Consider the following 20,865-nt stretch of genomic DNA (forward strand, 5'->3'; position numbering starts at 1 on the left):
TTACTCGGGCCGGCGTTTGTCGAGTTCGGCGGCTTCCTCGGGGGTGGGGGCGGTGCCGCCCAGGTGGGCGGGGAGCCACCAGGAGTCGGACTCGCCGGACGGGGAGTCCGGGTAGTCCTTCTGGACGCGGTCGAGCAGCTCCGTCATCCGGACGCGCAGGTCCAGGGTCAGCGCTTCCTGGTCGTCGTCCGGGCCGACGGTGAACGACTCACCCGCCCGGATGAGGATCGGGATGTGGCGCTGCTTGAGGTCCTTCGGCCTGCCCTTCGTCCACAGCCGCTGCGTGCCCCACAGCGCCATCGGCACCACCGGGACGCCAGCCTCGGCCGCCATCCGCACCGCGCCCGACTTGATGTCCTTGACGGTGAACGACTGGCTGATCGTGGCCTCGGGGAACACCCCGACGACCTCACCGGCACGCAGCTTCTCGACCGCCTCCCGGTACGACGCCTGGCCCGCGGACCGGTCGACCGAAATGTGGTGCATGCCACGCATCAGCGGACCGGCGATCTTGTTGTGGAAGATCTGCTGCTTGGCCATGAAGCGCACCAGCCGCTTGGCGGGCTGCGCGCCGAAGCCGGCGAAGATGAAGTCGAGGTAGCTCACGTGGTTGCAGGCGATGACCGCGCCACCCGTCGCCGGGATGTGCTCGCCACCTTGGACGTCGACCTGATAGTCCATGACCCGGAACAGGGTCTTGGCCGCCAGCACCACCGGCGGATAGACGATCTCGGCCACTAGTCGCCCACAGCCTTGGCGGCCTGCTCGCGCAGCACGATGGGGGCGCCTGCGAGGTCTTCCTCGTTGCACAGCAGCTTGACGTCGTAATACGGCGATCCCTCGCCGTCGTCATAGTCGAGATGGATCGCGATGACGTCGACTGGTTCACCGAGCCAGTCCTGGGTCGCCCGCAGCCACGACGCGGCCCGTTCGAGGGCCGCGGGGAGGTCGTCGTCACGGAATTCGACCGGGCGGTAGGGAACGCCTTGGACCTGATCACCGCGATGGGCGGGGCGGGGCAGGTCTACGGAGACTCCGGCTTCGTCGAGGTCGAGCGCGATGGTCTCGGTGTTCTCGGTCACGGATTTTTCACTGGCGAGCTCGCTCACTCCCAAAGCGTCTCCCAGCAGGGGAACGGCCGCAACCCCCGACCTCGTGTCACGTCACACGTGCGGTGAGTGCGGGGTGTGTGGTTGACTGTGTGAGGTCGTAAGTTTTCTTGAGTACGTGTTAGATCACGCTCGCAAGAGATCGTTGCGGGCGCGCGGTTTTCCTCCAGGTCAAGCCGGAGAAGTCGCCGTCTGAAACCGACCAATGGCGTGCGCATCCGTGCGCGCTGTAGCGGTACCTGTTGAGGAGATAGTCGTGGCACAGGGCACAGTGAAGTGGTTCAACTCCGAAAAGGGCTTCGGATTCATCCAGCCTGACGATGGCGGCGCCGACGTCTTCGTGCACTACTCGGAGATCCAGGGCTCGGGCTTCAAGAGCCTGGACGAGAACGCGCGTGTCGAGTTCGAGATCGGCCAGGGCCAGAAGGGCCCGCAGGCCACTGGCGTTCGCGCCATCTGATCTGAATCAGACGCAAACGGGCCGCTCCCCTCGGGGAGCGGCCCGTTTCGTCGTCGCGGGGGCGGCGTGAGCCGAGTCGTTGCGGCACCGCGTAAAGCGAAGGGCCGCACCCCGTGGGGAGCGGCCCTTCGTCGCTACAAACCCGATCGGGTTACAGCACCGATCGGGGGAAATCGGGCTTCGGGTTGAACTTCACGCCCTCGATGACCTTCTTGAACAGCCGCACCCGCAGCGGCCACGCCACACCGCCGCCGCGCAGGCCCTGGAACAGGCGCAGGACGAACTTTGCGAACGCGACCCCGTTCTCGTGGTGCAGGCGGAACGAGGCCTCGTTGCGGGCGCCGTACTCGAACTTCCAGATGTTCGCCGGGGTGACGTCGCCGAAGTTCACGCCGCGGTTCACGCCCATGTCGTGCACGGCGACGCTGGTGAGGACCTGCACGCCGGGCGCGTCCTTGGTGATGCGCAGGGTGTACTCCTGGTCATCGAACCAGATGAAGTACTCCTTGAGCGGCAGCCCGTGCCGGGTGAGCGTCCAGCGCGGGAACAGCACCGAGACGAACGAGCAGTGGGTGACCAACACGCTCTGCTCGCCCTTGGAGATGAGCCTGCCCCAGTCCCAGGTGGTGCCCGGGTTGTTCATCTCGCAGATGCTGCCGTCGATGTACTTGACCAGCGAGCACGCGTAGGGCAGCTGCGTGCCCAGGGTCGACTCCGCCTTGGCGTGGCCGTTGACCAGCTCTTCGAGCGCATCGGTGTTGGGGTAGCAGTCGTCGTCCATGATCCAGACGAAGTCGGCGCCCAGCTCGTAGCCGCGGGCCATGCCGGTCGCGAAGCCGCCCGCGCCGCCGGTGTTGGTGTCCAGGCTGACCACCACGACCCGGTCGTCGCGCTTGGCGTAGTCAGCGAGGATGTCGGCGGTGCCGTCGGTGGAGGCGTTGTCGACCACGACGACCCACGACGGGCGCAGCGACTGGCCCAGGACGTGGTCCAGGACCTTCGTCAGCTTGTCCTTGCGGTTGTACGTGACGACAACGGCGGCGACAGTGCTCACTGCATCCATCCTTGGTAGAGGTCGCGGACCATCGACCGGGCGTCGGGCAGCGCGGCGAAGGCCTCGGACTTGTCGCGCTGCTCAGCCAGCCAGGTCTCGCGCTGCTGGGGGTCGGTCATCATCGTCGCGATGCGGTCGGCCGCGGTGCGGATGAACGGGTACGGGTGCCGCGGGCAGAGCAGCTCGTCGGCGATGAGCGAGGCTTGCGAGCCGACGTCGGCCGACACGACGGGCACGCCCGCCGCGGAGGCCTCGAAGGAGGTCAGGGTCAGGCCCTCGTTGTCCGAGGAGATGACCAGCACGTCCGCCTCGGCCAGGGTGCGGGACACCGGCTGGTCGGGCCCGCGGATCTCCAGCACGTCGGCCAGGCCCAGCCGGGTCCGCAGGCCGTGCACTTCGCCGGAGAGCTCGCCGTCGCCGTGCATGACGAAGCGGATGTCGCCGGGCGCCGAGCCCTTGAGTTCGGCGGCCAGCTTGAGGAACAGGTACGGGCGCTTCTGCTGGGTGAACCGGCCGACGAACGCCACGGTGAACGGGCCGTCGGCGGTCGCGCCGGGCTTGGGGTCCTCTGCCCGAACCGTCAGGTTCGCCAGGGTGGCCAGGGCGACCTTGTCCTTGTCGACGTTCTGCTTGCCGATGAGGTAGTCGCGCAGCTTCGGCGAGATCACGTGGTGCTTGTCGATGACGTTCGACATGCGCACGGAGATGTCGACGAAGCCGCCGGTGCGGTACTCCAGGATGTGCAGCGAGTCGACGACCGGGATGTCCGGCCGGACCGCCTTGAGCCACGGAAGCCGCTCGTAGAGCCAGGTGCAGTGGTGGACGTGCACGCCGCGCACGTCGAACGCCGACAGCACACCGTTGAGGAAGGCGGACTCCTGACCGGTCGGCAGCGGCATGGTCAGCGGGACGACGACCGCGCCGTCGAACTCCGGCCGGGTGATCCACGGGTGGCTCGACGGCCGGTCGGTGACCACGATCGGCACCAGGCCCGCCTCTTTCGCCAGCTGGACCGTCTCCACCGCCCACCGCTCGGCGCCGCCGAGTTCGAGCCAGTGGATGCCGAACAGCACCGCGGGCACCTTGCCGGGGCCGACGGCGGACGCGCCGCGGTCGATGAGCACCGACGAGGCCTTGGAGGGGTGCTCGCTGCGGTTGCGCCAGTGGATGACGTCGGTGCGGAACTGCCGCAGCGCGTCGAACTGGACGGGCGCGCTGAACCGGACCGCTCGCCGCACGGCGCCGAGGACGCCGGGAAGCTGGTTGTACGCCGTGGCGATCTGCTCCGATCCGCCGACGTCGACGATCAGGTCGATCATCGCCTCGGCCTCGCCGGAGGAGCGCGTGGTGTGCACGACGCTGCGGAAGACCATCGAACCGATGACCTGGCGGTCGTCGGCCCACTCGATCTGGCTGGTCTCCTCGTCGGTCAGCGACGGCAGACTGCCCGACGGCCCTCTGAGCACGGTGAACCGGAAGGTCTGCCCCGGCATGGTCAGCGCGTAGTAGTTGGCCGCGCCGATGACCAGCGCGCGTTCCCGGTCGTCGAGGATGCCGGGCCTGCCGCCGTCGAACACCCCGCTCTCGTCGATGAGTTCGAAGGTCGCGGGGGGCATCTGAATCTCAGGCTGGTCCGTCACGTCTCTCAGAGGGGGTCGTCCGGCGCTCCGCGGGACCGGAGCCAGGCGCGATCCAGGGTACCGCCCGGTTCCCCCCGGTCGGCTGATGCCCACGTTGACCGCCGGCGCGCGCCGGTGTAAATGGCCGGTGCGGATAGAGTGCACGGCGAGTACCGGCCCTGGCCACGCGTCCCGGGCCGTCCGCGCGTCCGGCCGCGGTGACCCGAGTGTGGAAAGGCTCCATAGATGCTTACCAATGCCGGCCTGCTGTGTCTGGTGTTGACGACCCTGCTGGTCGTCCCGGGCCTCCTGGTCGGCGGCTCGGCGGGCCTGCGCGGCTGGGTTCTGCTCGGCACGGCCCCGGTGCTCACCTACGGCGTGGTCTCGCTCGGCGCGCCGCTGGCTCCCGCGCTGCTGGGCGGCTGGTCGGTCTGGGCGCTGCTCGCGGTCACCGCCGTGGTGTGCGCGGTCGTGTTCGTGGCCCGTCTGGTGGGCAGGCGCTGGTTCCCGATGTCCGCCGCCGACGATCTGCCGCGGTGGAGCTTGATCCACCACGCGGGCGTGGTCGCCGCGCTGGCCATCGCCGCGGGCGTCGGCCTGCTCGTCACGTCCCGCTCGACGGCGGGCTTCACCGGCGTGCACCAGTTCTGGGACGCGATCTTCCACGCCAACTCGGTCCGGTTCATCGCCGAGACCGGCGAGTCCGCCCCCTCCGCGCTGCGCGCGGTCAACGACCCGTTCAACCAGAACTTCTTCTACCCGAACAGCTTCCACGTCCTGGTCGCGACGGCGCTGCAGGTCACCGCGGGCACGGTCCCGCAGCTGCTCAACCTGCAGTCAGGCCTGCTCGCGTTCGTCTTCGCCCTGTCGATGGTCGGCGTCCTGCGGGCCGCGAAGGCCCGCCCCGCCCTGATCGCGTCGGCCGCCCTGCTGGCGGGCACGTTCACCGCCTACCCGTACCTCCTCGAGTTCTTCGGGCCGGTCTGGCCGTTCGCCGTGGGCGTCGCCGTGATCCCCGGATTCGTCGCCTTGTTCGTGGTCCTGATCGAGCGGCGCGACCCCGCCCTGGTCTTGATCACAGCCCTGGCCGCGGCCGGGCTCGTGTCGCTGCATCCGAGCATCGCGCTGTCCGCGGCGGTGTTCTGCGGCGTCTATGTCGTGCAGCGCTGGGTCCGGCTGCGGCGGGTCCCGATCGCCGAGCTGGTGGCTGTCTCGGTCATGGGCGTGCTCGCGGGCGTCCGGGCCGTGCCCCAGATGCTCGAGGCCGCGGGCACCGCGACCATCTCCGCGGTCGACTGGCCCGCGTACGGCACCCCCGGCGCCGTGCTGGGCATGCTGCTGTTCCAGAACTACGAGAGCGCCTTGCCGCAGTGGTGGCTGGTCGCCGCGATCGTCGTCGGGCTCATCGGGCTCAGCAGGCTCAAGGACCTGGCCTGGTGGCTCATCGGCGGGCTCGTCTTCATCACCCTGTTCGTCCTGGCCGCCTCCTATGAGGGGCCGACGGTCGCGCTGCTGACCGGGCCATGGTGGAACGACCGCTGGCGGTTCGCCGCGCTGTGCACGCTGCCCGTGCTGCTGATCGCCGCCAACGGCCTGGTCGTCGCCCGCGACTTCCTCACGCGGGTGTCGGCGCGATGGGTCAAGCGGGACGACGTGCTCGTCCGAAGCGCCGCGCTGGGCGTGGTCTTCGTCGCTCTCGGGGCGCTGACCAACGTGTTCTACATCGACCGCAATGTTGTCGCGGTCTCGCCCGCGTACGGCGCTCAAGCCGGGACGATGACGCCGACGAAGCGCGAGGCGATCGAGAAGCTGGGCGCGATCGTGCCGGAGGACGGCGTGGTCATGAACGACCCGACCGACGGTTCGGCGTGGATGTGGGCCCTGCAGGACGTGCACCCGGTGTTCGGGCACGTGTTCAACGGTCCGCCGAAGGAAGACGGTCCCGGGGCCGACCTCTATGACCTCTACCAGCGGTTCGACGAACTCGACACGGACCCGGAAGTCCGCTCGATCGTCACGAAGCTGCACATCACGCACGTGTTCTTCACCCCGGACCGGGTGTACGGCAGCAGAAGCACCGCGCCGGGTCTCGACGACCTCGACGACGCGCGATCGCTGAAGCTGGTCTACTCGTCCGGCACGTCAAGGGTCTACGAGGTGCGCCTCGACGCGTCCCAGCCGCAGCGTCCCCAGGGCTGAGTCCCCGGGGCGCTCGCGGGTCCGCCTGCGATCCGGGCAACACTCCACGCCCACCTTCCGCGGGTGCGCACGAGCGCTGTGGCACCATGTGCGGCTTGGGCGGCCGCGCGCCGACGGGGTCGCGTCTGCGGACCTGATGGCGGCCCGGCGCAACCGAATCCGCGATCCCCTGCCCGCGAAGAGGAAGCATGGCTCCGCTCAAACACGAGGACTACCTGGCGCTGCGCCATTTCGGCGCCCTCGACGGGCTGCGCGCGATCGCGGCGGTCATGGTGGTGTTCTCGCACTACGGGGGCACCAAGTGGCACACCATGAGCGGGTGGATCGGTGTGCACATGTTCTTCGTGATCTCCGGCTTCCTCATCACCACTCTCGCGCTGCGCGAAGAAGGCCGCACGGGCCGGGTGTCGCTGCGCAATTTCTATATCCGCCGGGCATTCCGGATCATGCCGGTGTACTACGTGGTGCTCTTCGCCACCATCCTGATGCACTACCTGCGCGGCGAGTACACGTCGCACGTCAGCGAAGTCCTGCCGTACTACCTCACGTTCAACAACGAGTACATCGCGGCGGGGCACATCTTCGGCCACTCGTGGACGCTGGCCATCGAGCAGAAGTTCTACCTGGTGTGGCCTTTGCTGGCGTTCGCGCTGGGAGCGCTGACCCTGGGCAAGCGGGTGACCCTGATCGTCGGGGCGATGACGGTGCTGGCGGCCGCGCTGATCGTGCCGTTCTACACCTACGGCCCGGCGTCCTACATCGTCATCCTCATCGGCTGCCTGCTCGCGGTGCTGCTGCACTACCCGCGCGGCTACGCGGCGCTGCGGCGTCTGACCTACCCGGCGTGCGGGATCTTCTTCGCCGCGGTGACGGTCCTGATCCAGTTCAACACCGATGTCTTCCGCGCGACGTTCGGCGGTGACGACATCCTCGTCGCGACATACGGCCTCGCGGTGGCGCTGATGCTGCCGGGGCTGTTCAACGGGGGTCCGCTGCAGCCGCTGCTCGCCAACCGCGCGATGCGGTTCGTCGGCGAGCGCTCCTACTCCTTGTACCTGGTGCAGGCGCTGACCGGCACGATGATCGCCGCGACCTTCCCGGTGCTGCGCATCGAGCGGACCGCGACCGCGGTCGCCGTGACCATCGCCAGCCTGATCCTCGCCGACGTGCTCTACCGCTGGGTCGAGGTTCCGATGATCGGTGTCGGCCGCGGCCTGATCACCAGGGCGGACCGGCGCAAGATGGCGAAGCGGGCGAAGCCGTCGACCGACGAGCCCGTGCGGTCGGAACCCGCGCCGCTGGCACCCGCCTCGACCTGATCACCAGCGACGGTTCGCCACCTGCACGCCGAGCCAGGCAAGGTGGCGGGCCGCGACGCCGATCGACCCGACGCCGATCCGCCTGCCCAGCTTCAGCTTGCTCTTGCGGATCAGCGCGGTCTGCGGGCCCAGCAGCCCGCCGCGGCTGTACTGCTCCGGGTGCACGCGGTACCCGAGCAGCTCCCGCGGCAGGACGTCCCCGGGGGCCTCGGCCAGGATCCGCAGCCACAGGTCGTAGTCCTCAAGGCGCACGCACCGCGGGTCGAAGCCGCCGAGCTTCTCGGCAAGCACCTTGCGGGTCATGATCGTCGAGGTCGTCAGGCAGTTGAACACCAGCATCGTGCGGGCGACCTGGTCCTCGCCGGTGACCGAGTGCGCGACCCCGACCTGCTCGCCGCTCGGGTCGATCTTCGTCGACCACGCGCCGACCAGCCCGAGGTCGGGTCGTTCGTCGAGGAGGGCGGCCTGGGTGGCGAGCCGCTCGGGTGCGCACAGGTCGTCGGCGTCGAGGAACGCGATGAGGTCGTGGCGGGCGGCGGCCATGCCGATGTTGCGCCCGACCGCCGGTCCGCTGCGCGGCTTCGGGGTCAGTTCCACGGTGATCCGGTCGCCGAGTTCGGCTGCCGCCGCGCGGTTCTGCTCGCAGTCGCCGTCAAGGACCAGCACGACTTCCCACGCGTCGTGGGTCTGCGCCGCCACCGACCGCAAGGTCTCGCCGAGGTACTCGGCCTTCGGCGCGCAGGGAATCACCACGGAGACCGGTGAGGTCACATTTGCCTCCTCGACAGACTCGGCGGGCACCCCGCCGCGGCGATCTCCACCGAACGCCACCGTAGAGTAGGGGACCCGATCCCCCAGCAAGAAGGCGCCCGCAGCGTGACGAAGTCAGGGACACCGACACCTGGGTCGAACCCGAGGTCAGCGCTGCGCACCCTGATCGACCGGGTCGGCAGACAGTCCCTCGTCACCGCCGACCAGCTCGTCTTCAGCGCCGTCGCGCTCGCCTTGCAGGCCGCCGCGATCCCGGTGTCCACCGACGCCGAGTACGGCATCTTCACGCTGGTCATGATGGTGCAGACCGGGCAGTGGTACATCGGCCGGGCGATCGCCTCGGAGCCGATGCTGGTGTCGCGGGCCGCCGGGGACGAACGATCGCGCGGCGCGGCGGGCAGCGCGCTCGCGCTCGGCCTGGCGGTCGGGATCGGGTCGCTGATCGTGGGCCTGTTCCTCGACGGGACCGCGCAGGACCTCCTGTTCATCCAGGCCGCGGCGTCGCCGCTGCTCGGCGCGCTCGACCACGCCCGCTACGTCGGCTACGGCCGCGACCGCCCGCTGATCGCGCTGGGCGTCGACGGTGTGTGGCTGGGCCTGCTGGTCGGCGCGCTGGTCACTGTCGCCCTCGTCGACGAGCTGACACCGACCAGGGTGTACCTGCTGTGGGCCGCGACCGGCGTGGTGATGTCCGCGGTCGCGATCCGGCTCACCGGCAGCCCGTTCGCCCTCGGCTCGGTGCGCCGATGGCTGTCGGACCAGTGGCGCCTGATCCCCGGCTTCCTGGTCGACGCCGTCTATCTCGCCGCGGGCATCTACGCGACGTTCGGCATGGCGATCTGGGCGACCGGACTCGACGGCTACGGCCTCCTCCGCAAGGCGATGACCCCGATCACCGCGCTGACTGTGCTGTTCGTCGGCATCGGGACCGCCCTGCTCGCCCATCTGGCAGGCCGCAGCGCCAAGGACGTGGTCCGCGCGCCCGCTCTGGTCACAGCGTTGGCGGCGATCGTGTGCGCGGTGAGCGCGCTGGTCGTGATCGTGCTGCCTGCTGACCTGATGGGCACCCTGCTCAAGGCCGACTGGTCCACCCTGGAGCCGGTGGTTCTGTTCCTGCTGCTCTACGCCTTTCTGTTGGCCTCCGGCCAGACCGCGATGGTGGCGGCCAAGGCGAGCGGCCGGGCGTGGGTCGGGCCGCGGGTCCGCACCATCCAGCTGGTCTGCGAACTCGCGCTGATCGCGCTGCTCGGCAAGATGTTCGGTGTCGTCGGCGCGGCGATGGGGATGACGCTGGCGTGGGCGGTCGGCGCGGGCATCGCGTGGGTCGGCCTCACCAGGCACGCGCGGGCGGACCGCGCGGCGTCGCTCTGACCCACCCGCGCGGCCGTGGTCGCGCGGCGGTGTGGAAAATTGCGGCCATGCACCTCGTGGACCTCCCGGCCTGCTACCCACCTCACTCGGGCGGCGTGGAGGCCTACGCGCACGAGCTGCACCGACAGTTGCTCGCCGCGGATCCCGACCTGCGCATCACCGTGCTGACCTCGGACATCGGCGCCGAAGCGGGGGTCGAGCGGCTCAGCGACCGGTGGACCGTGGTCCGGTGGCCCGCCTGGATGCCGGTGTCCCCGCTGCCCGTCCCCAAGCCCGGGTTCCACCGCCTGCTGCGCGAGCACGTCACCCCGGGCTCGGTGATGATGACGCACACGCGGTTCTTCTACCACGCCGCGCTGGCCTCGCGGTTCGCGTCGAGCAAGGGCATCCGGCGGGTGCATGTCGAGCACGGTTCGACGCCGGTGCAGAGCGGGAACGCGTTCGTCCGGATGGTCGCGCACACCGTCGACGCCACCATCGCCCGCCTGGTTCTCGCGAAGGCGGCACATGTGGTGGCCGTGTCCGGCTCGGCTCGTGACTTCGTGCACGACAACTACGGGCGCGAGGCCACCGTCGTCCACCGCGGCATCGAACTCGACGCAGGCATGACGGCGAAGCCGACAACCGACGACACGATCTGTTTCGTCGGCAGGCTGATCAGCGGCAAAGGTGTCGCGGACCTGTTGAACGCCACGGCCAAGCTGCGGGCCGAGGGGATCAAGGCCCACCTTCGGATCTGCGGCGACGGTCCGGCCCGCTCGGCGCTCGAGGCCAAAGCGGCGGCATTGGACCTGAACGCGGAGTTCCTCGGCACGGTCGACCACGCGACGGCCCTGCGTGAGATGGCGGCCGCCGCCGTCGTGGTCAACCCCAGCTGGACAGAAGGGCTGCCCACCACTGTGCTCGAAGCCGCGGCCCTCGGCGCCGCGGTGGTCGCGACCGATGTCGGCGGGACCGCGGAGATCGTCGAGGACGGCCGGACCGGGTGGCTCGTGCCCGCCCAGCAGCCGGACCGGCTGGCCGATGCGCTGCGCGAGGCCCTGACCGACGCCGACCTGCGCCAGGCCCGCGGCGATGCCCTCAGGGCCGCGACGACCGAGCACTTCTCCTGGGACAACGCCGTCGAGGTCATCTCGGCGATGCTGCGCGGAGCCCCGGTTCCTGGACAATCCTGACTCGATCATCGCGATCGGGTCCGGTCGGCACAGCCACCATGGGTACAGTGGCAGCGATCCGCCTGCTGCGGTGGACATAGCTCGCAGGTAGGTGTCTAGGTTGTCGAAATCGCTTGTCGGCGCCGATCGCGCTGAAGTCGCGGCCGATCATGCCCCGGCCGCTGAGCCGACGAAACCCGGCCGGTTTCGCACCGCGCTGACCGGCGCCTCGGCGGTGGCGATCCTCACGTGGCTCGTGGCGACCCCCGTGATGCTCTACCTGGAGACGCGCTTCAACGAACTCGACCCGTTCACCGTGCGCGGGGCGTTCATCCCACTGGCCGTCGGCGCCGCGCTGCTGACCATCTGCGGGGCGTTCGCGTTCCTCCGCCGATCCGGAGACCGTCTGGTCGCGGTGGGCGCGGGTCTCTTCGCGGCCTGGGTCGCGTTCGCGTTGCGAACCGCGCTCAACCTCACCCCGTTCGGCTTCTCCGGCTTGAACGCCGACATGGGCCGGATGACGGCCGCTGTCACCAGGTACACCACCACGCCTTGGCCGAGCGACACCTTCATCCAGGGCCTTCCGTCCGAGTACCCGCCGCTTTACCCGTGGCTGCTCGGCCGGGCGGCCCTGATCCTCGACGTGCCCGCGTGGCGGATGCTCGGCGCCGCCGAGGTCCTGCTCACCTCGGCCGCGGTGCTGGCGGCGTTCCTGCTGTGGCAGCGGATCGTGCCCACCGGTGCCGCTCTGGTCATCAGCGCGTCGGGACTCCTGGTCTTCGGCGACCCGCGCAAGGCGTTCGCGGTGATCACCCTGCTCGTCTTCCTGCCGTGGCTGCTGGCCACCTTCACCGAGACGGGCAAAGGCAGGCTGCACTGGTTCCCCGCCGGGGTGATCGGCGGCCTGATCATGCTGACCTACAACGGCTGGTTCCCGTTCGGCGTGGTCGGCGTGTTCGCCATCCTCATCACGGCCTGGCGCCGCAGCACCGACCGCGGCGCGTATTTCCGCCACGTCCTCGGCGTCGGCCTGGTCACCATCGTGATGTCCCTGCCCTATCTGGTCCCGTATCTCAGCGCGGTCCTCACCCGCGGCGGGCAGGGCCTGGGTGACCTCTACCAGTCGTTCGAGATCACCGAGAACGGGTTCCCGTTCCTCGACCCGACCGTGCTGGGCGTGCTGCAGCTCGTCGGGCTGGCGGGACTGGTCTGGTACCGGGCCCGGTCGTGGGCGTGGCCGATGCTCTGGCTGGTGCTCGGCTCCTACGTGTTCTGGCTGGTCATGGGCCTGCGCTACCTCTTCACCGGGCACACGACGCTGATCCACTATGTGCCGCGGCTGACCGGGGTCACCCTCGCGGCCGCCGGGGTGCTGACCCTGGTGACGGTCGTCCCGGTGCTGATCCGCCGCGCCGGTGTGGTGCCGCCCATCCGCGTGGGAGCGGCCGCACTGGTGGTGGCGATCCTCTGGGTCGGCACGAGCTACTGGGCGGCTTGGCGGCCCGTCCCGAAGATCGGTGACAGCGAGTCGGACCGCACGTTCGGCGTCCTGGCGACCATGGCACACATCGAACCACTGCCCGACTGTTCCTCGCGGACTCTCCCGCGGGACGTTCGACTCGACGACTACCGCCCCGGCTGCGTGCCCGCCGTGCGGATTGAGGCGGCGGTCGAGCGGGAGCGCGGAGCCGATGCCCGACCGGTGACCCTGGCGTCCGACGAGCGGCTCTTCGCCTACCTGCCGTACTACGGCTACATGGGCACGGACCGGACGTCGAGCAGTTCGCTGTCGCGGTGGGACGATCGGTACGCCGAGGTGCTGCGGCTGGCCACCGTCACCGACCCCGACAAGTTCGCCCAGGACAGCGCGGCCACCGAGTTCGGCCCGATCGACGTGTTCATGCTCTACAAGCAACCGGATGTCTGGCAGATCGTCGAGGCGCAGTTCAAACCCGAGGTGTTCGACGCCGAACACTGGGCGGTCACCCACGTCAGCGACCAGCTGGTGGTCGCGGTCCGCAGGCCCTAGACCTAGACCAGGTTCCGAACCAGCTTCCAGTACGCCGCCGTCGCCGCGTTGAGCGGACGAAGGATCACCGGGGGGACCTGGATCAGCGGGGTGTCGAGCCGCGGCGTCAGCACCCGCATCCAGACCCGGTCCGGGACGGTCTGCGCGCTTCGCACCAGCGCGCGCCGTTCGCGCAGGATCCGGCGGTTGCGCCACAGCCACGCCCAGCCGCGGGCCTTGTCGCGGGCCCAGCCTTCCTTCAAGGCGAGGGCGAACATGGCGGCCTCCAGGGCCAGCAGCGCCGGGGCGAGCAGGATCAGCGCGCGGACACTCCACAGCGTGCTGACGAAGATCAGCCGGTTGCGCTCGACGAGGTAGAACTTGTTGGAGTTGCGGGAGAACTCGTACCGGTGCACGACGACCGCGTCCGGGACGTTGACGACCTTGAGCCCCAGCCGCCACGTGCGGATGGAGAGATCGGCGTCCTCGTGATAGGCGAAGTAGTGGTCGAAGAAGCCGCCGAGCCGGTCCCAGTGCGCCCGGGTGGTGACCAGACCCGCGCCCATCGCGCCCGCCACCTCGGTGGGCGCGGTGCGGGTCTCGGGTTCGCCGAGTCCGCCGACCCAGCTGATGCCGAGCACGTGGACCATGTTCCCGCTCGAGTTGAGCAGGCTCGGGTCCTCGGCCAGGCGCACCCCGGCCGCCGCGATGCCGACCTCCGGCCGGGTGCGCAGTTCCTCCACGAGCCGGGCCAGCGTGCCCGGCTCGACGACCGCGTCCCCGTTGATCAGGGCCACGTACTCGCCGGTCGACGCCTCGACGCCGACGTTGTTGCCGGACGAGTACCCGAGGTTGCGTCCCGGCCGGACCACGGTCACCCCGGAAAGTTCGGCCAGCACGTCAACGTCGTCATCGGTGCACCCGTTGTCGACGAGCACCACGTCGACGTCCACCTTCTCGGACTCGAGCAGGGCGGTCACGCTGCGCCGGAGCCATGGCTCGGACTTCCACGCCAGGACGATCGCGCTGACCCGCGGTGACCCTGAGCTGACGCCCATCGCGGTCAGTCCTCGCCGATCTTGGTCAGGCTGAGCGTGAAACTCACGGTGATGAGCTGGAAACCGGTCACGACCAGGACCATGCCCAGGATCGGCACACGCATCGTGTGCACGACGTCGAGTTCGCCGAACCCGGTCTGGCCCCACATGGCCAGCGCGACGAGGAACGCGCCGATGCCCAGCAAGATCAGCAGCGCACCGATCCACAGGCCGCGCTCCAGCGACACCTTGGCGATGCGCAAAATGGTCCGACCTGATGGCGGTGGCAACAGCCCCAGATGGGCGGCATAGGACCGGGCGACGACAGCGAGCCCGACCCCCTGCAAGCCGAGGATGAACATCGTCGCGAAGGCCAGCATGCTGTGCATGCCGAAGCCGACGGCGCCGATGTGCCGAGGCCCGAACGACAGCCAGAGCAGGCCCGCCAAGCCGACGAACAGCAGCGCCATCGACGGGTAGTAGAGCAGCCAGCGGGGGCTGAACGCGAGCAGGAACCGCAGGTGCCGCCAGCCGTCGCGCCAGGTGCGCAGGTGGGGCGCGCGGCTGCGCCCGTCCGGCCGCAGCGTCGTGGGCACCTCGGTGATCTTGAAGTGGTTCAGCGACGCCCGGACGACCATCTCGCTGGCGAATTCCATGCCGGAGGTGCGCAGACCGAGTTCGAGCATTCGATCACGGCGGAACGCGCGGATTCCGCAGTGGAAATCGCCGACCGGGATTCGGAAGAACATGCGGCCCAAGGTGGAAAGAACCGGATTGCCCAGATAGCGGTGCAGGAACGGCATGGCGCCGTCGGTGATTCCGCCCTTGAAGCGGTTACCCATGACCAGGTCCGAGCCATCGCGTAATGCCTGGAGGAAACCGCCGATGTCATCGAGCGCGTAGCTGTCGTCGGCGTCCGCCATCAGCACGTACTCGCCGCTCGCGGCCTCGATGCCCGCGGCCAGCGCGGCTCCATAACCGCGGCGGGGCACGTCGACGACCCTGGCTCCGTTGGACCGGGCGATGTCCTGGGAGCCGTCCGTGGACCCGTTGTCGGCGACGATGACCTCGCCGACCACGCCGAGCCGGTCCAGCGAGGCGCGCGCCTTGCGCACGCAGACCTCAAGCGTCTCGGCCTCGTTCAGACAAGGCAGGACGATCGACAACTCGATCACGCTGGGCGGTCGTACCTGGGCCTCAACGACAGGCCGTGATGAAGACATACGGGCTCCGCTATCAGTCGACTGCTCCGGTGCGGCGATCTCGACACTTCCAGGATCCGGCCGCCGCCATGGTAGGCGCTCGATTCGGGACGTCGGCAGGCGGCTATCCTTTGCTCACTCCTTTCGCTTCGCCTTAGGCCCAATCTCCGGAGGCCCCCGTGACCGACTGGTCAGACGTATGGCTGATCGTCCCGGTCTATAACGAGGGCGCTGTCATCGCGGACGTGGTCCGCCACGCCCGACAGACGTTCCCGAACATCGTTTGCGTGGACGACGGGAGCCGCGACAATTCCGCGGCCCAGATCCGCGGCACCGGCGCGCACCTGGTGCGCCACCCGGTCAACCTCGGGCAGGGCGCAGCGCTGCAGACCGGCGTCGAGTACGCCAGGGAGCAGCCGGGCGCCCAGTACTTCGTCACCTTCGACGCGGACGGCCAGCACCAGGTCGACGACGTCGAGCGGATGCTCCTGCGGCTGCGGGCCGAGGACACCGACCTGATTGTCGGCACCCGCTTCCGCGGCACCGACACCAGCCACATCCCGTGGATCAAGCGGCTCGTGCTGCGCACGGTGGTCATGCTGAGCCCGCGCACGCGGCGTCTTGGACTCACCGACGCCCACAACGGGCTGCGCGTGTTCAACCGCAAGGTCGCCGACGAACTGAACATCACGCTCAACGGCATGAGCCACGCGTCGGAATTCGTCGAGCTGATCGACCACCACGGGTGGAAGGTCGCCGAGGAACCGGTGACGATCCTCTACACCGAGTACTCCATGTCGAAGGGACAGTCCCTCATCAACGGGGTCAACATCCTGTTCGACACCGCACTGAAGACCGGCCCGAGGCGCTGACATGCTGATTCAGGTTCTGCTCATTCTCTCGGTCATCCTGCTGCTGGTGTTCTTCCTGCGCCACCACGGCAAGAGCAAGACGGCGGCGAGCGTGAAGATCGGCTTCGCGCTGTTCATGGCGTTCGGCATAGTCGCGGTGCTGCGCCCGGTGGAGCTGAGCAGGCTCGCCAGCCTGGTCGGCGTCGGCCGTGGCACGGACCTGCTCCTCTACGGCACCGTGGTCGCGTTCGGGTTCGCCACCGTCAACACGTACCTGCGTTTCAAGGAACTTGAGTTCCGCTACGCGAAGCTCGTGCGGGCGATGGCGATCCAGAACAGCGAGAAGCCGCCTGCCGAGGACTCGGCCAAGTAGCAGGCGGCTCCCCGTCGTCGGTCAGCGGCGGAAGTAGTCCACCGTCCGCCGCACACCTTCGGCGATGTCGACCTCGGGCTTCCAGCCCAGCTCGCGCTCCGCCGCACTGGCGTCGAGCGCCGAGGCGCGGAGGTCGCCCAGCCGAGCCGGGGCGAACGTCGGGTCGTCGGCCACGCCCGCCGCCTGCGCGACCAGGCTGTGCAGCTCGCGGTCCGAGACCTGGACACCCGTGCCGATGTTGAACCGGCGGGCGGTGCCCACCTCACCCGACGCCGCCACGAACGCGGAGACGACGTCTTCGACGAACACGTAGTCGCGCGTGTTCCCACCGTCACCGAACACCTTGGTCGGCTTACCGTGGAGCAGCGCGTCGGCGAAGATCGCGATGACACCGGCCTCACCGTGCGGGTCCTGCCGCGGCCCGTAGACGTTGGCCAGCGCGAGGTGCGTGCAGTGCAGGCCGTAGAGCTGGTTGTAGGTGTCGAGATAGATCTCGCCGCTGACCTTGCTCGCGGCGTACGGCGACTTCGGGTTGATCGGCTGCGTCTCGGCCACCGGCAGCTCGTCCGGCGTGCCGTAGATGGACCCACCGGAGGACGCGAACAGCACCTTGCGCACGCCCGCCTTGCGCGCCGCCTCCGCCACGTTGACAGTTCCGAGAACGTTCATCGTGACGTCACGCAGCGGGTCGGCCACGCTGACGCGCACGTCGATCTGGGCAGCCAGGTGGAACACGACCTCGGGCTGGGCGGCGGCGACGGCCTCGTGCAGTTCCGGGGACAGGATGTCCAGTTCCAGGAACTCGCACCGACCCGTGGCGAGGGCGTCGACGAGGTTCTCCCGCCTGCCGCGACTCAGGTCGTCGACCACCACGACATCGTGGCCGTCGCGCAACAGTCGGTCTACAAGGGTCGACCCGATGAACCCGGCGCCGCCGGTCACAAGAGCACGCATAGCCCAACTATGCCTCATGGGTTACGGGCTCCTGGGACGACCACCCAGCCTCCGGAGAGTTCCCCCAGTCGAAGATCGGTTGTCAGGAGCCGGTCAGCGCGTAGCCCGCGTAACGGCCGCCCGCGAGCGACTTGACGCCCGTGAGGCCGCCCACCACGACCGGCTTGTCGACGAACGTGCCTGCCGCGTCGTTGGCGAGTTCGCCGAACTGGTTCGCACCCCAGCCGAGCACAGTCCCGTCGGCACGCAGGGCGTATCCGCCACCGTCGGTGGCCACGACCTGGGTGATGTCGGCGAGTCCGGCCAGCTTGACCGGTGTGGTCTTGCCGCCTCCCCACGCCCAGACGCTGCCGTCGCCCAGCACAGCGTACGTGCGCCACCGCGCCGACGAGACGCTCCGGACGTCGGTGAGGCCCGAGACCTGGACAGACTGAGCCGACCCGCAACCCTGTCCGGTTCGGCACCTCGCGGATCTTGAAATGGTTGAGCGAGGCGCGCACGACCATCTCGCTGGCGAACTCCATGCCTGAGGTGCGCAGGCCGAGCTCCAGGATGCGGTCGCGGCGGAACGCGCGGATCCCGCAGTGGAAGTCGCCCACCGGGATCCGGAAGAACAACCGGCCCAGCCGGGAGAGCACCGGGTTGCCCAGGTAGCGGTGCAGGAACGGCATCGCGCCTTCGGCGATCCCGCCATGGAACCGGTTGCCCATCACCAGGTCGGCGCCGTCGCGCAGCTTCTCGAGGAAGCCGCCGATGTCGTCGAGCGCGTAGCTGTCGTCGGCGTCGGCCATCAGGACGTACTCGCCACCGGCGGCCTCGATGCCCGCGGCGAGCGCGGCGCCGTAGCCCCGGCGGGGCACGTCGACGACCCGGGCGCCGTTGGCCCGCGCGATGTCCTGCGAACCGTCGGTGGAGCCGTTGTCGGCGACGATGACCTCGCCCGCCACGCCGAGGCTCCGCAGCGATTCCCGCGCCTTGCGAACGCACGTCTCAAGGGTTTCGGCCTCGTTGAGGCAGGGCAGCACGATCGACAGCTCCAGGACGGTGGGAACCGTCTGGGCGTCGGTCGCGGATTTGGACATGGTCATGATGGAAGTGCTCCTCGTGGTCCCCCGCGGAAGAAGTCGACGGTGCGGCGCACGCCCTCGGCGATGTCGACTTCCGGTTTCCAGCCCAGCTCACGTTCAGCGGCGCTCGCATCCAGCGCCGACGCCCGCAGGTCGCCCAGGCGGGCCGGGGCGAACTCCGGCTCATCCGGCGCGCCCGCGGCTTTCGCGACCAGCGTGTGCAACTCACGGTCGGAGACCTGGACGCCAGTGCCGATGTTGTAGCGGCGCGCGGTTCCCACCTCGCCGGAGGCGGCGATGAAAGCGGAGACGACATCCTCGACGTAGACGTAGTCGCGGGTGTTGCCACCGTCCCCGAACACCTTGGTCGGCTTTCCGTTCAGCAGGGCCCCGGCGAAGATCGCCACGACCCCCGCCTCACCGTGTGGATCTTGCCGTGGCCCGTAGACGTTGGCTAGTGCCAAATGCGTGCACTGCAGGCCGTAGAGCTGGTGGTAGGTGTCGAGGTAGACCTCGCCACTGACCTTGCTCGCCGCGTACGGCGACTTCGGGTTGATCGGCTGCGACTCCGCGACCGGCAGTTCCTCGGGGGTGCCGTAGATCGAGCCACCGGAGGAGGCGAACAGCACCTTGCGCACACCGGCCTTGCGCGCCGCCTCGGCGACGTTGACCGTCCCGAGCACGTTCTGCGCTACGTCGAGCAGCGGGTCGGCGACACTGACCCGCACGTCGACCTGAGCGCCAGGTGGAACACCACCTCAGGGCGCACCTCGGCGACGACCGTGTGCAGCTCCGGCCCGGTGATGTCTAGTTCGCGCAGTTCACAACGTCCGGTGGCGAGCGCGTCGACGAGGTTGTGGGAGCTGCCGCGGCTCAGGTCGTCGACGACGGTCACCTCGTGCCCGTCGCGCAGGAGCCGATCGACCAGGGTCGACCCGATGAACCCGGCCCCGCCGGTGACAAGCGCGCGCATGGCCCAACTATGCCTCATGGGTCGCGACCCTTTTGAGGACCACCCGTCCGCTCTCCTCACAAGGTCTTTGAGGGGCCCCGCGTTCTCCGGACAGCTCGTCGGTGAGATTCCTATGCTGCGAGCTGGGTATTGAGGAAATCGTTGTGGACCTCAAGTGGCGTCCGGTATCCGATTGCGGAGTGGAGTCGGGTCCGATTGTAGAACCCTTCGACGTATGCGACAACGGCCTGGCGCGCTTCGGCTCGTGTGGCGAATGTCATGTGGTGCAGCCATTCGTTCTTCAGGGCGGAGAAGAACGATTCGGCCATCGCATTGTCCCAGCAGACACCGGTCCTGCCGACCGATTGACGCATTCCCAAGGCGGTGAGATGGGCGGCGTAGTCGTAAGAGGTGTAATTGGAACCCCGGTCGGAGCGGAAAATGCAGTCACGCTCGATGGTGATCGTGACGGCGGCATTATCGAGCGCGGCCCGGATCAGCGATGTCCGGTAGTGATCGCCCATGGACCATCCGACGATCATTTTCGAGTAGCAGTCGATCACCGTCGCCAGATAGAGAAACCCCTCGCCGGTCGCGATATACGTGATGTCGCCGACCAGCTTCGTTCCCGGCGCGTCGGCGGTGAAGTCCCGTGCGACCAGGTCGGGGATCCGTTGGCCGGTGCCGGCCTCGGCAGTGGACGGCCGCCACGGCTTCGGCTGCCTGGTGACCAGCCCCGACTCGCGCATCAACGCCCGCACCAGCTCCTGGCTGACCTGGACGCCGGAGCGGGCCAGGACGGCGTGCACCCGGCGGTGCCCGTAGACATGGTGGTTCGCGTCGAACACCGCGGTGATCATGTCTTGCAGGGCTCGCCTGCGCGTCGAGGTCGCGCTTTCGGGGCGATTTCTCCATTCGTAGAATCCCGCGCGGGAAACCGACATCCAGGCACACATCCTGCTGATCGGATAGCTGTCCTTCTCGCCGTCGATGAACTCGTACTTCGAGGTCACCGATATTCCTGGGCGAAGAAGGCCGCCGCTTTTCCCAGGAACTCGGTACGCATCCGCAGCTCCTGGTTCTCGCGTTCGAGTTCACGCAACCGAGCGCGTTCGCTCACGGTCAAAGGCTCCTCGTCGACCGGATGCTTCCGCCGGTACTGGGCAACCCAATTCGCCAAGGTGCCCTCATTTACGCCGAGTTCCCGCGCCACCTGAGCGACCGGACGAGGTGGCTGTGAATTGACCACCATCTTCACGGCCTCATCCCGAAACTCGGGCGAGAACTTCCTGCGCTTCTCTGCCATCGATCATCCTTCCGTACAGACCGACCTTAATAGGTCAGCTGTCCGGAAACTCAGGGGCT

Annotated in this window: 18 protein-coding genes and 2 pseudogenes; 8 read left to right on the plus strand and 12 right to left on the minus strand. The window is 68.8% G+C overall.

Features of this window, described 5'->3' with window-relative positions; genetic code table 11:
* On the minus strand, positions 1-738 hold the full coding sequence (locus tag ACUZ2Y_RS19200; RefSeq protein ID WP_476320815.1) for a lysophospholipid acyltransferase family protein: 738 nt from the start codon (positions 736-738) through the stop codon (positions 1-3).
* On the minus strand, positions 738-1,109 hold the full coding sequence (locus ACUZ2Y_RS19205) for a hypothetical protein (RefSeq protein ID WP_376771649.1): 372 nt from the start codon (positions 1,107-1,109) through the stop codon (positions 738-740). Before ACUZ2Y_RS19205 ends, ACUZ2Y_RS19200 begins: the two co-directional genes overlap by 1 nt.
* Before the next feature lie 256 nt (positions 1,110-1,365).
* On the opposite strand from ACUZ2Y_RS19205, the gene ACUZ2Y_RS19210 reads away from it, so the two are divergent.
* Positions 1,366-1,569 (plus strand): cold-shock protein, encoded by a 204-nt coding sequence (locus ACUZ2Y_RS19210; RefSeq protein ID WP_054053561.1) that lies wholly within the window; start codon positions 1,366-1,368, stop codon positions 1,567-1,569.
* A 151-nt stretch (positions 1,570-1,720) separates the two neighbouring features.
* Here ACUZ2Y_RS19210 and ACUZ2Y_RS19215 read toward each other — a convergent pair whose 3' ends face one another.
* Positions 1,721-2,623, minus strand: a complete 903-nt coding sequence (locus tag ACUZ2Y_RS19215) for a glycosyltransferase (RefSeq protein WP_476320818.1) — start codon at positions 2,621-2,623, stop codon at positions 1,721-1,723.
* Positions 2,620-4,263: a glycosyltransferase gene (locus ACUZ2Y_RS19220; protein ID WP_476320820.1), complete on the minus strand. Its 1,644-nt coding sequence runs from the start codon at positions 4,261-4,263 to the stop codon at positions 2,620-2,622. Before ACUZ2Y_RS19220 ends, ACUZ2Y_RS19215 begins: the two co-directional genes overlap by 4 nt.
* Positions 4,264-4,488: 225 nt before the next feature.
* Between ACUZ2Y_RS19220 and ACUZ2Y_RS19225 the strand changes: the two genes are divergently transcribed.
* Positions 4,489-6,441, plus strand: a complete 1,953-nt coding sequence (locus ACUZ2Y_RS19225; protein WP_476320822.1) for a DUF6541 family protein — start codon at positions 4,489-4,491, stop codon at positions 6,439-6,441.
* A gap of 188 nt (positions 6,442-6,629) precedes the next feature.
* Positions 6,630-7,760, plus strand: a complete 1,131-nt coding sequence (locus tag ACUZ2Y_RS19230; RefSeq protein ID WP_476320824.1) for an acyltransferase family protein — start codon at positions 6,630-6,632, stop codon at positions 7,758-7,760.
* Here the strand turns inward: ACUZ2Y_RS19230 and ACUZ2Y_RS19235 are convergent, their stop codons facing one another.
* Complete coding sequence (locus ACUZ2Y_RS19235) at positions 7,761-8,531, minus strand: glycosyltransferase family 2 protein (protein ID WP_476320826.1); 771 nt, start codon at positions 8,529-8,531, stop codon at positions 7,761-7,763.
* Positions 8,532-8,636: 105 nt separating this feature from the next.
* On the opposite strand from ACUZ2Y_RS19235, the gene ACUZ2Y_RS19240 reads away from it, so the two are divergent.
* The 3 genes from ACUZ2Y_RS19240 (at position 8,637) to ACUZ2Y_RS19250 (ending at position 13,085) form a co-directional block, all read left to right on the plus strand.
* Positions 8,637-9,902, plus strand: coding sequence for an MATE family efflux transporter (locus ACUZ2Y_RS19240; protein WP_476320828.1), 1,266 nt, complete (start codon positions 8,637-8,639; stop codon positions 9,900-9,902).
* A gap of 47 nt (positions 9,903-9,949) precedes the next feature.
* On the plus strand, positions 9,950-11,077 hold the full coding sequence (locus ACUZ2Y_RS19245) for a glycosyltransferase family 4 protein (protein ID WP_476320830.1): 1,128 nt from the start codon (positions 9,950-9,952) through the stop codon (positions 11,075-11,077).
* A 100-nt stretch (positions 11,078-11,177) separates the two neighbouring features.
* Positions 11,178-13,085 carry an arabinofuranosyltransferase gene (locus ACUZ2Y_RS19250; RefSeq protein ID WP_476320832.1) on the plus strand — a complete coding sequence of 636 codons (1,908 nt, stop codon included), beginning with the start codon at positions 11,178-11,180 and terminating at the stop codon, positions 13,083-13,085.
* A 2-nt stretch (positions 13,086-13,087) separates the two neighbouring features.
* On the opposite strand, the gene ACUZ2Y_RS19255 is transcribed toward ACUZ2Y_RS19250, so the two are convergent.
* Both ACUZ2Y_RS19255 and ACUZ2Y_RS19260 read right to left on the minus strand, forming a co-directional pair.
* A complete protein-coding gene (locus ACUZ2Y_RS19255; RefSeq protein WP_476320834.1) occupies positions 13,088-14,122 on the minus strand; it encodes a glycosyltransferase family 2 protein in 1,035 nt (344 codons plus the stop codon).
* A 5-nt stretch (positions 14,123-14,127) separates the two neighbouring features.
* Positions 14,128-15,276, minus strand: a complete 1,149-nt coding sequence (locus ACUZ2Y_RS19260; protein WP_476320836.1) for a glycosyltransferase family 2 protein — start codon at positions 15,274-15,276, stop codon at positions 14,128-14,130.
* Positions 15,277-15,482: 206 nt separating this feature from the next.
* Between ACUZ2Y_RS19260 and ACUZ2Y_RS19265 the strand changes: the two genes are divergently transcribed.
* A complete protein-coding gene (locus ACUZ2Y_RS19265; protein WP_476320838.1) occupies positions 15,483-16,175 on the plus strand; it encodes a glycosyltransferase family 2 protein in 693 nt (230 codons plus the stop codon).
* Position 16,176: 1 nt separating this feature from the next.
* Complete coding sequence (locus ACUZ2Y_RS19270; RefSeq protein ID WP_476320840.1) at positions 16,177-16,527, plus strand: DUF2304 family protein; 351 nt, start codon at positions 16,177-16,179, stop codon at positions 16,525-16,527.
* Positions 16,528-16,548: 21 nt separating this feature from the next.
* On the opposite strand, the gene ACUZ2Y_RS19275 is transcribed toward ACUZ2Y_RS19270, so the two are convergent.
* The 5 genes and pseudogenes from ACUZ2Y_RS19275 to ACUZ2Y_RS19295 all read right to left on the minus strand — a co-directional run bounded on the left by ACUZ2Y_RS19275 (position 16,549) and on the right by ACUZ2Y_RS19295 (position 20,806).
* Entirely contained in the window at positions 16,549-17,481 is a 933-nt protein-coding gene (locus ACUZ2Y_RS19275) for an NAD-dependent epimerase/dehydratase family protein (protein WP_476320842.1), read from the minus strand.
* Positions 17,482-17,563: 82 nt separating this feature from the next.
* The gene (locus ACUZ2Y_RS19280; RefSeq protein WP_476331936.1) at positions 17,564-17,845 is read right to left on the minus strand and encodes a hypothetical protein; all 282 of its coding nucleotides are present in this window, start codon (positions 17,843-17,845) and stop codon (positions 17,564-17,566) included.
* 205 nt (positions 17,846-18,050) lie between these two features.
* A pseudogene (locus ACUZ2Y_RS19285) lies at positions 18,051-18,569 on the minus strand (glycosyltransferase family 2 protein); the annotation flags it as partial.
* Positions 18,566-19,539, minus strand: a pseudogene (locus tag ACUZ2Y_RS19290) (NAD-dependent epimerase/dehydratase family protein). The pseudogenes ACUZ2Y_RS19285 and ACUZ2Y_RS19290, both read right to left, overlap by 4 nt.
* 92 nt (positions 19,540-19,631) lie before the next feature.
* A protein-coding gene (locus tag ACUZ2Y_RS19295) for an IS3 family transposase (RefSeq protein ID WP_476320844.1) occupies positions 19,632-20,806 on the minus strand; the annotation gives its coding sequence in 2 pieces (ribosomal slippage) (positions 19,632-20,548 and positions 20,548-20,806; 1,176 coding nt in all).
* Between the last annotated feature and the right edge of the window lie 59 nt (positions 20,807-20,865).

It is taken from the genome of Actinokineospora sp. UV203, from assembly GCF_056323665.1.

What these genes read in the sequence shown, in the direction of transcription:
- ACUZ2Y_RS19225 (WP_476320822.1), top strand. Translation starts at nt 4,489, where the DNA reads ATGCTTACCAATGCCGGCCTGCTGTGTCTGGTGTTGACGACCCTGCTG.
- ACUZ2Y_RS19245 (WP_476320830.1), top strand. Translation starts at nt 9,950, where the DNA reads ATGCACCTCGTGGACCTCCCGGCCTGCTACCCACCTCACTCGGGCGGC.
- ACUZ2Y_RS19230 (WP_476320824.1), top strand. Translation starts at nt 6,630, where the DNA reads ATGGCTCCGCTCAAACACGAGGACTACCTGGCGCTGCGCCATTTCGGC.
- ACUZ2Y_RS19255 (WP_476320834.1), bottom strand. Translation starts at nt 14,122, where the DNA reads ATGGGCGTCAGCTCAGGGTCACCGCGGGTCAGCGCGATCGTCCTGGCG.
- ACUZ2Y_RS19275 (WP_476320842.1), bottom strand. Translation starts at nt 17,481, where the DNA reads ATGCGTGCTCTTGTGACCGGCGGCGCCGGGTTCATCGGGTCGACCCTT.
- ACUZ2Y_RS19270 (WP_476320840.1), top strand. Translation starts at nt 16,177, where the DNA reads ATGCTGATTCAGGTTCTGCTCATTCTCTCGGTCATCCTGCTGCTGGTG.